The 13,821-nt window shown below is 62.4% G+C and carries 10 protein-coding genes and 1 pseudogene; 5 read left to right on the top strand and 6 right to left on the bottom strand.

Annotated elements, in window-relative coordinates; all coding sequences use genetic code 11:
- Positions 1-2 precede the first annotated feature (2 nt).
- Positions 3-425: a tellurite resistance TerB family protein gene (locus RM190_RS16190; protein WP_311760498.1), complete on the bottom strand. Its 423-nt coding sequence runs from the start codon at positions 423-425 to the stop codon at positions 3-5.
- An 86-nt stretch (positions 426-511) separates the two neighbouring features.
- Between RM190_RS16190 and RM190_RS16185 the strand changes: the two genes are divergently transcribed.
- Both RM190_RS16185 and RM190_RS16180 read left to right on the top strand, forming a co-directional pair.
- Positions 512-2,101, top strand: coding sequence for a lysine--tRNA ligase (locus RM190_RS16185; protein WP_311760497.1), 1,590 nt, complete (start codon positions 512-514; stop codon positions 2,099-2,101).
- A 137-nt stretch (positions 2,102-2,238) separates the two neighbouring features.
- Positions 2,239-4,533: a glycosyl hydrolase family 28-related protein gene (locus RM190_RS16180; protein ID WP_311760496.1), complete on the top strand. Its 2,295-nt coding sequence runs from the start codon at positions 2,239-2,241 to the stop codon at positions 4,531-4,533.
- A gap of 36 nt (positions 4,534-4,569) precedes the next feature.
- On the opposite strand, the gene RM190_RS16175 is transcribed toward RM190_RS16180, so the two are convergent.
- Positions 4,570-5,058 (bottom strand): HugZ family pyridoxamine 5'-phosphate oxidase, encoded by a 489-nt coding sequence (locus RM190_RS16175; RefSeq protein WP_311760495.1) that lies wholly within the window; start codon positions 5,056-5,058, stop codon positions 4,570-4,572.
- A 243-nt stretch (positions 5,059-5,301) separates the two neighbouring features.
- Between RM190_RS16175 and acs the strand changes: the two genes are divergently transcribed.
- The 3 genes from acs (at position 5,302) to RM190_RS16160 (ending at position 9,746) form a co-directional block, all read left to right on the top strand.
- A complete protein-coding gene (acs, locus tag RM190_RS16170; RefSeq protein WP_311760494.1) occupies positions 5,302-7,257 on the top strand; it encodes an acetate--CoA ligase in 1,956 nt (651 codons plus the stop codon).
- 271 nt (positions 7,258-7,528) lie between these two features.
- On the top strand, positions 7,529-9,319 hold the full coding sequence (locus RM190_RS16165) for an MFS transporter (RefSeq protein WP_311760493.1): 1,791 nt from the start codon (positions 7,529-7,531) through the stop codon (positions 9,317-9,319).
- Positions 9,320-9,377: 58 nt separating this feature from the next.
- Positions 9,378-9,746, top strand: coding sequence for a response regulator transcription factor (locus RM190_RS16160; RefSeq protein WP_311760521.1), 369 nt, complete (start codon positions 9,378-9,380; stop codon positions 9,744-9,746).
- A 64-nt stretch (positions 9,747-9,810) separates the two neighbouring features.
- On the opposite strand, the gene RM190_RS16155 is transcribed toward RM190_RS16160, so the two are convergent.
- The 4 genes and pseudogenes from RM190_RS16155 to oppB form a co-directional block, all read right to left on the bottom strand.
- The gene (locus tag RM190_RS16155; RefSeq protein WP_311760492.1) at positions 9,811-10,824 is read right to left on the bottom strand and encodes an oligopeptide/dipeptide ABC transporter ATP-binding protein; all 1,014 of its coding nucleotides are present in this window, start codon (positions 10,822-10,824) and stop codon (positions 9,811-9,813) included.
- A gap of 145 nt (positions 10,825-10,969) precedes the next feature.
- Positions 10,970-11,932: pseudogene (locus RM190_RS16150) on the bottom strand (oligopeptide/dipeptide ABC transporter ATP-binding protein); the annotation flags it as partial.
- 1 nt (position 11,933) lies between these two features.
- A complete protein-coding gene (locus tag RM190_RS16145) occupies positions 11,934-12,857 on the bottom strand; it encodes an ABC transporter permease subunit (protein ID WP_311760490.1) in 924 nt (307 codons plus the stop codon).
- A 3-nt stretch (positions 12,858-12,860) separates the two neighbouring features.
- Entirely contained in the window at positions 12,861-13,778 is a 918-nt protein-coding gene (oppB, locus tag RM190_RS16140) for an oligopeptide ABC transporter permease OppB (RefSeq protein WP_311760489.1), read from the bottom strand.
- Positions 13,779-13,821 lie beyond the last annotated feature (43 nt).

Here is a 13,821-nt window from a genome sequence, read left to right as displayed (position 1 = left end):
CCTTACAGGATGCGGTGGCGCGCCCGCGTCGCGAATTCGATGGCCACCGAGTGCAGGCGGTCAATGTCAAGCTGGTCGCGAATCTCGGCCAGCATCTCGGCCTCGACCTCGCCCAGCCGGCCATCGGATGCGGCGACGTCGCAGGCGAGAAGATAGGCGGTCTCGTACATCCTTTCGGGAAGCGAGTCGCGGACCAGCCCGAACAGCGCATCCAGCCCGTCCTCTTCCTCGAACAGAGAGATGACGGTCTGCGAGATCGCCCGGATGCGGTCGATGTCGTAATTCGCGAAGACCGGCGTGTGGTTCACCGCGCGCTCGATCGCCACCAGCTCCGCCGTGCGGAGGTTCTGGTCCGACGCCGAGACCCCGACCATGACCGCCACCAGCGCGTCACAGGGCGAGAAAGAGGGCAGGTTGTCGACCATGGCAAAACTCCGTTGCGTTTCGGGGGTAATTATTGACCATTTGGTATGGTTTCAATACGGGGAAGGTTCAGCAATGGAGACCCGAAATGACCGTTCTGCGTGACGCCGCGATGAAATCCAAGGCCTGGCCCTTTGAGGAGGCCCGCCGTGTGTTGAAGCGTTACGAGAAAAAGGACCCCGAAAAGGGCTATGTCCTGTTTGAAACGGGCTATGGTCCCTCGGGTCTGCCGCATATCGGTACCTTCGGCGAAGTTGCGCGCACGACGATGATCCGTCGCGCCTTCCAGATGATCTCGGACATCCCCACGCGGCTGTTCTGCTTCTCGGACGACATGGACGGGATGCGCAAGGTTCCGGAAAACGTGCCCCAGCAAGAGATGCTGCACGAACACCTGCAGGAACCGCTGACCTCGGTGCCCGATCCGTTCGGCGAATATGACAGCTTTGGTGGCCACAACAACGCGATGCTGCGCCGCTTCCTGGATACGTTCGGCTTTGAATACGAATTCATCAGCGCGACCGAGTTCTACAAGTCCGGCCAGTTTGACGCCACGCTTCTGCTGGCGGCCGAACGCTACGACGCCATCATGGAAGTCATGCTGGCCAGCCTGCGCGAAGAACGCCAGCAGACCTATTCCTGTTTCCTGCCGATCAGCCCCAAGACCGGCAAGGTGCTTTACGTTCCGATCAAGCATGTCGACGCGAAAAACGGCACCATCACCTTTGACGAGGACGGGCAGGAACTGACGCTGCCGGTGACCGGCGGTCAGGTAAAGCTGCAGTGGAAGCCCGACTTCGGTGCCCGCTGGGCCGCGCTGGACGTCGATTTCGAGATGTATGGCAAGGATCATTCGACGAATACGCCGATCTATGACGGCATTTGCGAAATCCTTGGCGGTCGCAAACCCGAGCATTTCACCTATGAGCTGTTCCTGGATCAGCATGGGCAGAAGATCTCGAAATCCAAGGGCAATGGCCTGTCGATCGACGAGTGGCTGACCTATGCAGCGACCGAGAGCCTGTCCTATTTCATGTATCAGAAGCCGAAGACCGCCAAGCGGATGCATTTCGACGTGATCCCCAAAGCCGTCGACGAATATCATCAGCAACTGCGCGCCTATCCCGACCAGACGCCCGAACAGCAATTGGCGAACCCGGTCTGGCACATCCATGGCGGAGAGGTTCCGGCCTCGGACATGGTCGTGCCGTTCCAGATGCTGCTGAACCTTGCCTCGGTCGCGGGGGCCAAGGACAAGACGGGGCTCTGGGGCTTTATCCGCCGCTACGCGCCCGAGGCGAGTCCGGAGACGAACCCGGCCATGGATGCCGCAGCCGAATTCGCTGTGCGCTACTTCAACGATTTCGTCGCGCCGACCCGGACTTTCCGCGCCCCGACCGAGATCGAGCGCCGCGCGATGGAGGATCTGGCGGGCCGCCTGGCCGCGTGGGATCAGCCAGCCGATGCCGAGGCGCTGCAGACGATGGTCTTTGCCATCGGTCGCGAGCATGGTTTCGAGCCGATGAAGGACTGGTTCCAAGCGCTTTACCAGGTTCTGCTTGGTGCCGATCAGGGGCCGCGCTTCGGTGGCTTCATCGCGCTTTACGGCGTCGGGGAAACCCGCGAGCTGATCGAACGGGCGCTTGCAGGCGAACTGGTTGCCGAACCGGCAAACTAAGGCCCTGATCCCACTCCTGTTGCGCGCGGCCCCGTTGCCGCGCGCGCATGGTTAAAGCTTCGTTAACAAGAGATTGCCAGTTTCTGACCCGAACGCGCGGCCCCGGCCTCGCTTGATTGGGAAAGGGAGATACTGGCATGACGATCGCCATTGTTGGCAGCAAAACGCTGATGCCGCGCGAATTCCGGCTGGGCTTGCAATTCTGGTCACGCACCGATGGCAGCGCGGGATCGCCGACCTGGGCAGCCCAACCAAATGCCTCGGTCGTGCCCGCCGACGAGGATTTCGGGAGTTGCCTCGAAATCCTGAAGACGGAAAACGTGACGTCGCTGCGACATATGCGGCAGACGCCGATCAACCCCGGCATCTATCTGCGTGTTTCCACCCGCATGAAGGTGATCGCCGGGAACATCCCCCAGGTGCGCATCGCGGGGTTTGCTGCTGCCTCGGGCGGGGCGAACCTTGCCAATGTCGTGCAGGTCGGCCCAACCTTTACCGTCGCCAATTACGGCGAAGTTGTCGAGGTTTCAGCCATCGTCGGCAGTGGCAGCAGGCCGGGCGTCGACATGGCCTGGGGCCGGAACGCCGCTTTCGGCTATTTCGGTCTGGACCTTCTGGGCGACAACAACGGCGCCATCCGCATCGAGAACATGGTGATCGAGGACGTGACAGCGGCTTTCGTGCCCGGGATGCTCGACTGGGTCGATGTCCGGGACTTCGGCGCGGTCGGGAATGGTGTGGTCGACGACCGTGCGGCCTTTGTCGCGGCAAACCAGGCGGCAGGATCAGGCCAGATTCTGGTGCCCGAGGGGAGTTACTACATCGGCTCAGACCTGAACCTGAGCGCTCCGGTCCGGTTCGTCGGCACGCTGAAGATGCCCCGGGCAGCCAAGTTGGTGCTGACAGGCCGCTACGACTATCCGACCTATGCTGCGGCCTTCGGGGACGAGACCGAAGGGATGCGTCGGGCGTTGCAGGCATTGTTCGGCTTTACCGATCACGGCTCGCTGGACCTGTGCGGGCGGACGGTCCATCTGACGCAGCCGATCAAGACCTCGGAATTCGCGCCGGGGTTGAGCAGCTTTGCCAACCGCAGGGTCATCACCAACGGCCAGATCTCGATCGTGCCGGGAACCGCTTGGAATACCGGCTCTGTCGCGGCCAAGGCGACATATAATCCGGCAAATCCGCTGGTTATGACTGCTGTCTCGAACGTGTCGGGCATCGAGATCGGTTCGCGCGTGATCGGGAACGGTGTCGGACGCGAGGTCTATGTCCGCGCGCGCAACCTCGCCGCGAGCACCCTGACGCTGTCCCAGCCGCTTTATGGCGGGGCGGGCACGCGCAGCTATACTTTCGAGCGCTACCGCTATGCCTTCGACTTTTCCGAAATGGAACAACTGAGCCGGTTGAATTTTGACGATGTGGAGTTCCTTCTGGACGGAAATGCCAGCGGCGTCATACTGGCGCAGAACGGATCGATGAATTGCTTCCGCGATTGCTATTTCACCCGTCCAAAGGACCGCGGCATCACCTCGATCGGGACGGCGTGCCAGGGGATGCTGGTCGATCGCTGCGAGTTCCTGTCGAACGAAATGGGCGAGCTGGCGCAGAACCGCACCACGATCGCGCTGAACGTCAACAACAATGATACCAAGGTCCGCCACAGCCGCTTCATCCGCTTTGGTCACTTCATGGTGGCCAGCGGCGGTGGACACATGATCGAAGGAAACCACTGGTTTCAGGGTGACGCCGCACAGAATGGCGTCCGCTTTGGCGGGCTGATCCTGACGCAGCCCAATGTGCAGGCGACCATCACTGGAAACTACATCGACAACTGCTCGATCGAGTGGACGAACGAACATGACGCGCGCCCGAATTTCGAGGGCAACGAGTATTCCTTTGGGGGCCTGACGGTCACCGGGAACACCTTTCTTGCATCGGATACCGGCCTGGGATTCAACTGGCTGGTGGTGAAGCCCTATGGCACCGGCCATTTCATCCATGGTCTTGCGGTTCTGGGAAACGTATTCAAATCATTGAACAACAAGATAAACCGCATCGACAAGGTCGATACGACCTTTGCCAACCTGGACTATACCCGGATGCGTAACATCCAGTTCCAAGGGAATATGTTCAACGGCGTGCTGACCTATGTCGCGAACCCCGTGGATGTCAGCTTTACCCAAAGCTCGGCGGCGTCGCGCTGGTTGGTGCCGGTGGACGTGGCTTTGCCTTTCAACGGCTGGGCCAAGCGGGTCGAGTCGCTGGTGGCAACGGGGCCGATCACGACGGCTTCGAACGGGCGGGTCATGGAGATGCCCTGGTTCCAGCTTGCCCAAGGCAGCAGCAAGAAGCAGATCGGCATCAACTGGAGCGCGGCCACCAAGGGATCCGTGGCACTGCGCGTCAGGATGGACAGCCCCGAATAGGCTGAGATGGCACAAATCTCAACGCTCCCGGTGGCCTTAGGCCACCGGGGGTTTCACCATGTCCGCCGGCTGGATGTGGAAGGCGCGGCCAAAGCCGCCGTTCAGCAAGGCCGACACCGGGACCAACCGCCAGAAGCGGAAATCAGGCAGGTCGATATAGACCGTGGCCTTGGGATCGCGGGCTAGCCAGCGGTCGCGGCGCTGTGGATCAGGGGGCGCCAGTTCGGCTTTGGCGAGGATCGACAAGCGCGCATGGGTCATGGCGTCGCCCTTGGCCGCGGCGTCGTCCGTGACCAGCAATCCGACGCGCGGATCGGCGGCCAGCGCTCGGCTGTGCGCGGCAAGTCCCGACAGCAGCGCCAGCGGCGTGCCGTCCGCATCCGCTTGCACCGCGATGCGGGTGACAAGGGGAATGCCGCTTTCCGGATCCAGCGTTCCAAGGGCGGCATGCCGCATCTGCGCGATCAGCCGCCGGGCCAGTTCGCGCGCCTGATCGTCGGTCGGGCGGATCGGGTTGGTTTCCATGACGAGAGTTTCAGCATTGTGTTTAAGCCGATGCAAGGCCATTGCTCGCTTTGTCAAAGTTTTACTATTTCACCGACCACGCAGTGAATTAATTTACAAAATTGTCGTTATGAAAAAAAGGTTTACGGACATGTCAGGTTGGTATTAACGTATCGCACAACCGGAGCCTTGCCAGGAAACGGTCGTGCCAGGGGGAGTGGTGCGCCTGCGAGGCCTTCGACGAGCGAGTAGAGGAGGCCCGCCATGTCCATTGAGAATACTGCCAAACACCCGATCCCCGCCGGCTTCGAGGATGCGCTGGTGAACGCCGCGGATTACGAACGCCTTTATGACGAATCCATCTCTGACAGCGAAGGATTCTGGGCGCGCGAGGGCAAGAGGCTGGACTGGATCCATCCTTACAGCATCGTCAAGAATACCGATTTCACGATGGGCCAGGTCTCGATCAAGTGGTTCGAGGACGGCATCCTGAACGTCGCGGTCAACTGCATCGACCGCCACCTGCCGACGCGCGCGAACCAGACCGCGATCATTTTCGAACCCGACGATCCGACGGCACCGACCCGCCACATCACCTATGCCGAGTTGTCGGACCGGGTGAACCGTTTCGCCAACGTGCTGCTGAGCCAGGGCGTCATGCGCGGCGACCGGGTCGTCATCTACATGCCCATGATCCCCGAGGCGGCCTATGCGATGCTGGCCTGCGCGCGGATCGGGGCAGTGCATTCCGTTGTCTTCGCAGGATTTTCTCCGGACGCTCTGGCCAACCGCATCAATGACAGCGGGGCAAAGCTTGTCATCACCGCTGATACCGCGCCACGGGGCGGCCGGCGCACGGCGCTGAAGTCCAACACCGACGCTGCGCTTCTGCATTGCTCGGATCGGGTGCGCTGCCTGGTCGTCAAGCATACCGGGGACCAGACGACATGGATCGAGGGGCGCGATGTCGACGTCCTGAAGCTGATGTCCGAAGTCAGCCCTGAATGCCCGCCGCGGCCGATGAACGCCGAGGATCCGCTGTTCATCCTTTATACCTCGGGTTCGACCGGCAAGCCCAAGGGCGTCGTTCATACCTCGGGCGGGTATCTTGCTTATGCGGCGATGACGTTCAAATACGTCTTCGACTATCGCGACGGCGACGTCTTCTGGTGCACCGCGGATGTGGGCTGGGTCACCGGCCACAGCTATATCCTGTATGGACCGCTGGCCAATGGCGCAACCACCGTGATGTTTGAGGGTGTGCCGACATGGCCCGACGCCAGCCGCTTCTGGCAGGTCTGCGAAAAGCACAAGGTCACGCAGTTCTATACCGCCCCCACCGCCATCCGCGCGCTGATGGGACAGGGACCGGAATGGGTCGACAAGCATGACCTGACCAGCCTGCGCATTCTGGGCACCGTGGGTGAGCCCATCAACCCCGAGGCCTGGGTCTGGTACGACAAGCATGTCGGCAAGGGGCGCTGCCCGATCGTCGATACCTGGTGGCAGACGGAAACCGGCGGTCACATGATCACCTCGCTGCCCGGCGCGATCGAGGCGAAACCAGGCTCGGCGACCTTGCCCTTTTTCGGGGTCAAGCCCGAGGTGCTGGATGCCCAGACCGGCGAGGTGCTGAAGGGCAATCCGGCCGAGGGAGTGCTTTGCATCGCCGACAGCTGGCCCGGCCAGATGCGCACCGTCTGGGGCGACCACGAGCGTTTCATGGAGACCTATTTCCAGCAATATCCGGGCTATTACTTCACCGGCGACGGCTGCCGCCGGGACGAGGACGGATATTACTGGATCACCGGTCGGGTCGATGACGTGATCAACGTCTCGGGCCATCGGATGGGCACGGCCGAGGTGGAAAGCGCCCTTGTCGCCCATGAAAAGGTCGCCGAGGCCGCAGTGGTCGGATATCCGCATCACCTGAAGGGGCAGGGCATCTATGCCTATGTCACCCTGATGAACGGGGTCGATCCCAGCGACGAGCTGAAGCGCGAGCTGGAAACCTGGGTCCGCACCGAAATCGGGCCGATCGCGAAGCCCGACCTGATCCAGTGGGCGCCCGGCCTGCCCAAGACGCGCTCGGGCAAGATCATGCGCCGCATTCTGCGCAAGATCGCGGAAAACGATTATGGCGCGCTTGGCGACATTTCGACCCTGTCCGAACCGGCAGTGGTCGACGATCTGATCGAGAACCGGATGAACCGGCCGTAATGAACGTGGCACCGGGCCCCATGGCCCGGTGCATCCGCCGGCAGAAAGCCGGCTGACGCAGGCCTGATCGCGCTGCGTCCCATGCAGAAGGCCGTGCCCGAAGGGGGAGGTTTTCGGACACGGGAACTGAAGAACCGCAGGAAGTGCGGACTACCAGCATCGAGGAGGGCAGGACCCCTCATCAGCCCTGCGGCCATGCCGCGGCAGGGGACGGTCCCGTTCAATCCGACAACAGCCGGTCAGAGGAGACTGGCAACAGGGAGGAGCCTATATGGCATATAATCAGACGGATGTGGCGAGCACCCGCTCGCGCCCCATGACCGCCGAGGAGAAGAAGGTCATTCTTGCCTCCTCGGCGGGGACCATCTTCGAGTGGTATGACTTCTATCTTTATGGCTCGCTCGCCGCGATCATCGGGGCGCAGTATTTCACCTCGTTCCCCGAAGCCACGCGCAACGTCTTTGCTCTGCTGGCCTTCGCGGCTGGATTCATCGTCCGGCCCTTCGGCGCGTTGGTCTTTGGCGCAATGGGCGACCTGATCGGACGGAAATACACCTTCCTTGCCACCATCCTGATCATGGGTCTTTCGACATTCCTGGTCGGCCTGCTGCCGGGCTATAGCAGCTGGGGCGTTGCCGCGCCGGTCATCCTGATCATCCTGCGCATGGCGCAGGGCCTGGCGCTTGGCGGCGAATATGGCGGTGCCGCGGTCTATGTGGCCGAACACGCGCCCCAGGGGCAGCGCGGCTACTTCACCGCGTTCATCCAGACCACGGCGACGCTGGGCCTGCTGCTGTCGCTGATCGTGATCCTGATCGTGCAAAGCTATATCAACGGCAACTGGGATCCGACGCCGGTTCTGGATGCGACCGGCCAGGCTGTGCTGAACGCGGACGGCACGCCCAAGATGATCAAGGCCTTTGACCTGTGGGGCTGGCGGATCCCATTCCTGGGTTCGATCTTCCTGCTGGGGATCTCGCTGTATATCCGCCTGCAGATGAACGAAAGCCCGGCTTTCAAGAAGATGAAGGAAGAAGGCGCGCAGTCGAAAGCCCCGCTGAAAGAGGCCTTCGGTACCTGGAAGAACGGCAAGATCGCCCTGATCGCCCTGCTGGGCCTGACGGCGGGCCAGGCAGTCGTCTGGTATTCCGGCCAGTTCTATGCCCTGTTCTTCATCCAGAACGTGGTCAAGGTCGACAGCTTCTCGTCCAACGTCTTCGTGGCGTGGTCGCTGATCCTGGGCACCGGCGGCTTCCTGTTCTTCGGCGCGCTGTCGGACAAGATCGGGCGCAAGCCGATCATCCTTGGGGGCTGCCTTCTGGCCGCGATCACGTATTTCCCGGTCTTCCACATCCTGACCAAGACCGCGAACCCGGCTCTGGCGGCCGCGCAGATGACGCCGGTCACCGTCTCGACCGACCTGGACACCTGCTCGTTCCAGTTCAACCCGACCGGGACGGCCAAGTTCACCTCGTCCTGCGACATCGCCAAGGCGCTGCTTGCGAAATCTTCGGTGAACTATGAAACCGTAAGTGCAGCCACCACGGGTGGCGTGGCCGAGGTCAAGATCGGCGATACCGTGATCCCGTCCTATGACGCGGCAACGCTGACCGGCGCCGACCTGGCCGCAGCCAAATCCGGCTTCGAAAAGGCGGTGAACGCCGCGCTGAGCGGCGCCGGCTATCCGCTGACCGCCGAGGCGAACACCACCGTCGCCAAGGCCAACCACTTCTTCGACATCTTCACCATCCAGAAACTCTCGGTGGTGCTGATCCTGACTTATCTGATCGTCCTGGTGACGATGGTCTATGGCCCGATCGCGGCCATGCTGGTCGAACTGTTCCCGACCCGTATCCGCTATTCCGGCCTGTCGCTGCCCTATCACATCGGCAACGGCTGGTTCGGTGGCCTGCTTCCTGCGACCGCCTTTGCGATCTCGGCGCAGTCGGGGAACATCTATGCAGGCCTGTGGTATGCGATCATCGTTGCGGCCTGCACGGTGGTGATCGGGGCGATCTTCGTTCCGAACGGCACCCACAAGAAAGACATCTTCAAGGACTGACGACCGCCTTGCCGGGCCTGCGACAGCGGGCCCGGACCTTTTCCAACCGGGCCTGATGATGGCAAACATCCTGATCGTCGAGGACGAGGACAATATCGCCCTCGCACTGGAATTCCTTCTGGCCCGCGCGGGCCACCGCCACCAGCGCCTGGCCAGCGGCGCCGAGGCGCTCAGCGTGATCCGTGGCAACCGCCCCGATCTCGTGCTGCTGGACGTGATGCTGCCCGATGTTTCGGGTTATGAGATCATCGAGGCGATGCGTGCCGATCCTGGCCTGCGCGACATCCGCGTGCTGCTGATGACGGCCCGCGGCTCGGTTGTCGAGCGCAGGCGGGGGATGGAATTGGGGGCTGACGGCTTCATCGCCAAGCCGTTCGAGCTGGCCGAGTTGCGTGATGAAATGGCCCGCCTTCTGGGCGCGGCCTGAACAAGAAACTGACAGGGATGGAAAGCGGGGACCCGGCCTGTGCGCCGGGTCCTTCATTTTTGCATCAGACGATTTGCACCAGTTCCTCGGGTCGAAATGCGCCCGGAAAGTGGCAGGCCGTCAGATGCGCCGCGCCTTGCAGCACGGGGCGTTCGGCCGCGCAAAGGGGCTGGGCGCGGGGGCAACGCGTTCGGAACACACAGCCCGAGGGCGGGTTCATGGGCGAAGGCAGCTCACCCTTCAGCGGGATCATCCGCTTTTGCCGCTCCAACTGCGGATCGGGTATGGGAACGGCGGAAAGCAGCGCCTGCGTATAGGGGTGCTGCGGCGATCCATACAGCACCTCGGCATCGGCCAGTTCCATGACCCGGCCCAGATACATCACCAGCACCCGGTCCGAGATATGCTTCACCACCGACAGGTCATGCGCGATGAAGATCAGGGCAAGGCCCAGATCGCGCTGAAGCTCGGCCAGCAGGTTGATGACCTGCGCCTGGATCGAGACGTCCAGCGCCGAAACTGGCTCGTCACAGATTACCAGCCGGGGCTGGACGATCAACGCACGTGCGATACCGATCCGCTGGCACTGACCGCCCGAAAATTCGTGCGGATAGCGGTTGATCTGGTTCGGCAACAGGCCGACGCGGTCCATCATGTCCTTGACGCGACGCTTGACCTCGTCCCGGCCCAGACCCTTGTGATGCGTGGTCAAAGGCTCGGCAATGATCTGGCCCACGGTCATGCGCGGGTTCAGGCTGGCCAGCGGGTCTTGAAAGACCATCTGGATCTCGCTGCGGTATTTCAGCATCTTGCGGGGCGAAAGTCCGATCAGGTTGGTGCCATCCTGCCAGATGGCACGGCCCGTCGACGGGACTAGCCCGATCAGGGCTCGGGCCAGAGTGGACTTGCCCGAGCCGGATTCGCCGACGATGCCCAGTGTCTCGCCCGGCATCAGGTCGAAATCGACCCCGCCCACCGCCTGCAGCAATCGAGGTGGCGTCCATGGCAGATCACCCGATCCGGGAAGTTCGAATGTGACACGCAGGTCGCGCGCCGAGATCAGGGGTCTAGCGGTCATCTGCAGGCTCCTGCGGGTTTCCGGCGGCGCCGGTGCCCAGGATGGCACCCTGCGGCACCCAGTCACGGGGATCGGACAACGTCTCTTCGGCCAGGTCGGCGGCGGCGGGTTCTGGCAAATCCGCCTGCGGTGCATGCCCGCCGCGCACGGTCGCAAGTGTCGCGTGGCAGGCGCGTTCCCGGTCCGCTGCGAAGCCGATCAACGGAGGCATCTGAACGCGACATTCGTCCATGACATAGGCGCAGCGCGGGGCAAAGGGACAGCCCGCGGGCGGATGGGTCATGTTGGGCGGGCTGCCCGGAATCGCGGAAAGCTGATCGCCTTTCTGATCCACGCGCGGGATCGCGGCAAGCAGGCCCTGCGTATAGGGATGGGCAGGATCGGCAAAGAGCGGATCGACCGGCGCGCGCTCCATCACCCGGCCGCCATACATGACCATCACCCGTTCGCAGGACCCCGCGACGACACCCAGGTCATGCGTGATCAGGATCATTGCCATGCCGAATTCGCGCTGCAGGTCGGCCAGCAGTTCCATGATCTGGGCCTGCACGGTGACGTCCAGCGCAGTCGTCGGCTCGTCCGCGATCAGCAGGTCGGGGCGGCAAAGCAGGGCCATCGCGATCATTACTCGCTGGCGCATACCTCCCGAGAATTCATGCGGGTAAAGCCCGATCCGGCCTCGCGCATCGGGGATCTTGACCGCCTCCAGCATCCGGGCGGATTCCGCCACGGCCTCGCGCTTGGTCATGCCCTTGTGCAGGACCAGCACCTCGGCCATCTGGTCCGATACGCGCATATAGGGGTTCAGGCTGGTCATCGGATCCTGAAAGACCATGGCGATGCGTTCCGCGCGGATGCGGTTCAGGATCGTCGGAGGCGCGTTCAGGATCTGGGTGCCGTCGAAGCTGACCGAGCCGGTGGCGCGGCCGTTCCGGGCCAGCAGCCCCATGATCGAAAAGGCGAGTTGCGACTTGCCCGAACCGGATTCGCCGACAATTCCCAGCGTCTCGCCCCGCGCCAGGTCGAGGTCGATGCCATTGACCGCCGAGACCTCGCCATCAGTAGTGGTAAAACGGACGTTCAGGTCGCGGATCTGCAAAAGGCTCATCTCAGCGATCCTTCGGGTCCAGCGCATCGCGCAGCCCGTCTCCAACGAAGAAGAAGGCAAACAGCGTGATGCAGAAGAAGAACAGCGGAAAGGCCAGTTGCCACAGCGTGCCATAGTTCATGGTGCCCGCACCTTCCGAGATTAGCGCCCCCCATGAGGTCAGGGGTTCCTGCACGCCAAGGCCAAGGAAGCTGATGAAGCTTTCGGAGAGGATCATCAGCGGCACCAATAGCGTCGCATAGACCGCGACCACGCCCAGAAGGTTCGGGACGATATGCCGGATGATGATCTTCCACCCCGGAACGCCGGTCGCCCGCGCGGCCTCGATAAATTCTCGGTTCTTCAAGCTAAGAGTCTGACCACGAACGATTCTAGACATTTCGAGCCAAGAGATTAGGCCGATTCCCAAAAACAGCATCGACATTGAGCGGCCAAAGACGACCAGCAGCAGGATCAGCACGAACATATAGGGGATAGCCAGCAGGATATCGACGATCCGCATCATCACAGCGTCCGTCCGGCCCCCGACATAACCCGCCGTCGCGCCGTAAAGTGTACCGACGACCACGGCAATGCCCGCGCCGATCAGCCCGACCATCAGCGAGACCTGCGTGCCCTGTATCGTGCGCGAGAACAGGTCGCGGCCCAGGTCGTCGGTGCCGAAGTAATGGCCGCTCGCCCAGGACGGCGCACCAAGCTGCGCGGCCTGACCCATGACCGAGAAATCCATCTCCTCGTTCGACCAGGCGGCAAGATGGCTGCCGAAGATGGCGAACAGGATGACCACGACCAGCACGACCAGGCTGACCATGGCGGCCTTGTTGCGGCGGAACCGGCGGCGGGCATCGGCCCAGGGGCTGCGGCCCTTGACCTCGGCCTCGGCCATGCGGGCCGCCAGAGAGTTCATCTGTTGGGTGTCGATCATGGCCTAGTACCTGATCTTCGGGTCGATCCACGCGTAAAGCACGTCAACCACAAGGCTGAAAAGGATGGTCAGCGCGCCGACCAGGATGGTGATCCCCATCATCACCGCATAGTCGCGGTTCAGCGCGGAATCGACGAAGCTGCGCCCGATGCCTCCGGTCGAGAAATACATGTCGACGACCACCGACCCGGTGATCATCGACACGAAGGCTGGACCCAGATACGAGATCACCGGCAGCAGCGCGGGCTTCAGCGCGTGGCGCAGGATCACCTTGCGCTCCGGCAGTCCCTTGGCCCGCGCGGTGCGGATGTGGTTCGAGCCAAGCACCTCCAGCATCGAGGAACGCGTGATCCGCGCGATCGAGGCCATGAAGCTTGTCGACATGGCGATGACGGGCATGATCCAGAAGATCGGCCCGCCCCATCCTCCGCCCGGCAGCCAGCCCAGCCACAGCGTGAAGACAAGGACCAGGATCGGTGCCATCACGAAGTTGGGCAGGACCTGCGCCCCGATCGAGGTTCCGACGGCAAGATAGTCGATCCACGAATTTTGCCGGATCGCCGCCGTCACCCCCAGCGAGACACCGACCAGCACGGCCGCCGCAAAAGACAGCGCGCCATATGTCAACGTGACCGGAAAGCCCGCGGCGATGATCTGGTTCACCGAGCGGTCGGGATAGACGAAACTGGGGCCGAAATCGAAATGCGCCACGATGCCCCAGACATAGTTGACGATCTGGCGCCATAGCGGATCGTCCAGCCCGTATTTTGCATTCAGATTGGCAAGCACCTGCGGGGGCAGGGCGCGTTCCTGCGTGAAGGGACCGCCGGGTGCGGCATGCATCAGCAGAAAGGAAACGACGATCAGCAGAAGCAGCGTCGGGATGGCGACGGCGATGCGCCGGAGAATGTAACCGAACACGTACAGGTTCCTGAAACGAGGTGCCGGACGACAACCGCGGGGC

This window comes from Paracoccus broussonetiae (assembly GCF_031854425.1).
In the GTDB taxonomy this organism is placed as follows: domain Bacteria; phylum Pseudomonadota; class Alphaproteobacteria; order Rhodobacterales; family Rhodobacteraceae; genus Paracoccus; species Paracoccus broussonetiae.
This window is presented reverse-complemented; position numbering and strand designations above follow the sequence as displayed.

Coding starts and splice junctions, on each gene's coding strand:
- RM190_RS16160 (WP_311760521.1), top strand. CDS start 9,378: ATGGCAAACATCCTGATCGTCGAGGACGAGGACAATATCGCCCTCGCA.
- RM190_RS16145 (WP_311760490.1), bottom strand. CDS start 12,857: ATGATCGACACCCAACAGATGAACTCTCTGGCGGCCCGCATGGCCGAG.
- acs (WP_311760494.1), top strand. CDS start 5,302: ATGTCCATTGAGAATACTGCCAAACACCCGATCCCCGCCGGCTTCGAG.
- RM190_RS16165 (WP_311760493.1), top strand. CDS start 7,529: ATGGCATATAATCAGACGGATGTGGCGAGCACCCGCTCGCGCCCCATG.
- RM190_RS16190 (WP_311760498.1), bottom strand. CDS start 425: ATGGTCGACAACCTGCCCTCTTTCTCGCCCTGTGACGCGCTGGTGGCG.
- RM190_RS16185 (WP_311760497.1), top strand. CDS start 512: ATGACCGTTCTGCGTGACGCCGCGATGAAATCCAAGGCCTGGCCCTTT.
- RM190_RS16175 (WP_311760495.1), bottom strand. CDS start 5,058: ATGGAAACCAACCCGATCCGCCCGACCGACGATCAGGCGCGCGAACTG.
- RM190_RS16155 (WP_311760492.1), bottom strand. CDS start 10,824: ATGACCGCTAGACCCCTGATCTCGGCGCGCGACCTGCGTGTCACATTC.
- RM190_RS16180 (WP_311760496.1), top strand. CDS start 2,239: ATGACGATCGCCATTGTTGGCAGCAAAACGCTGATGCCGCGCGAATTC.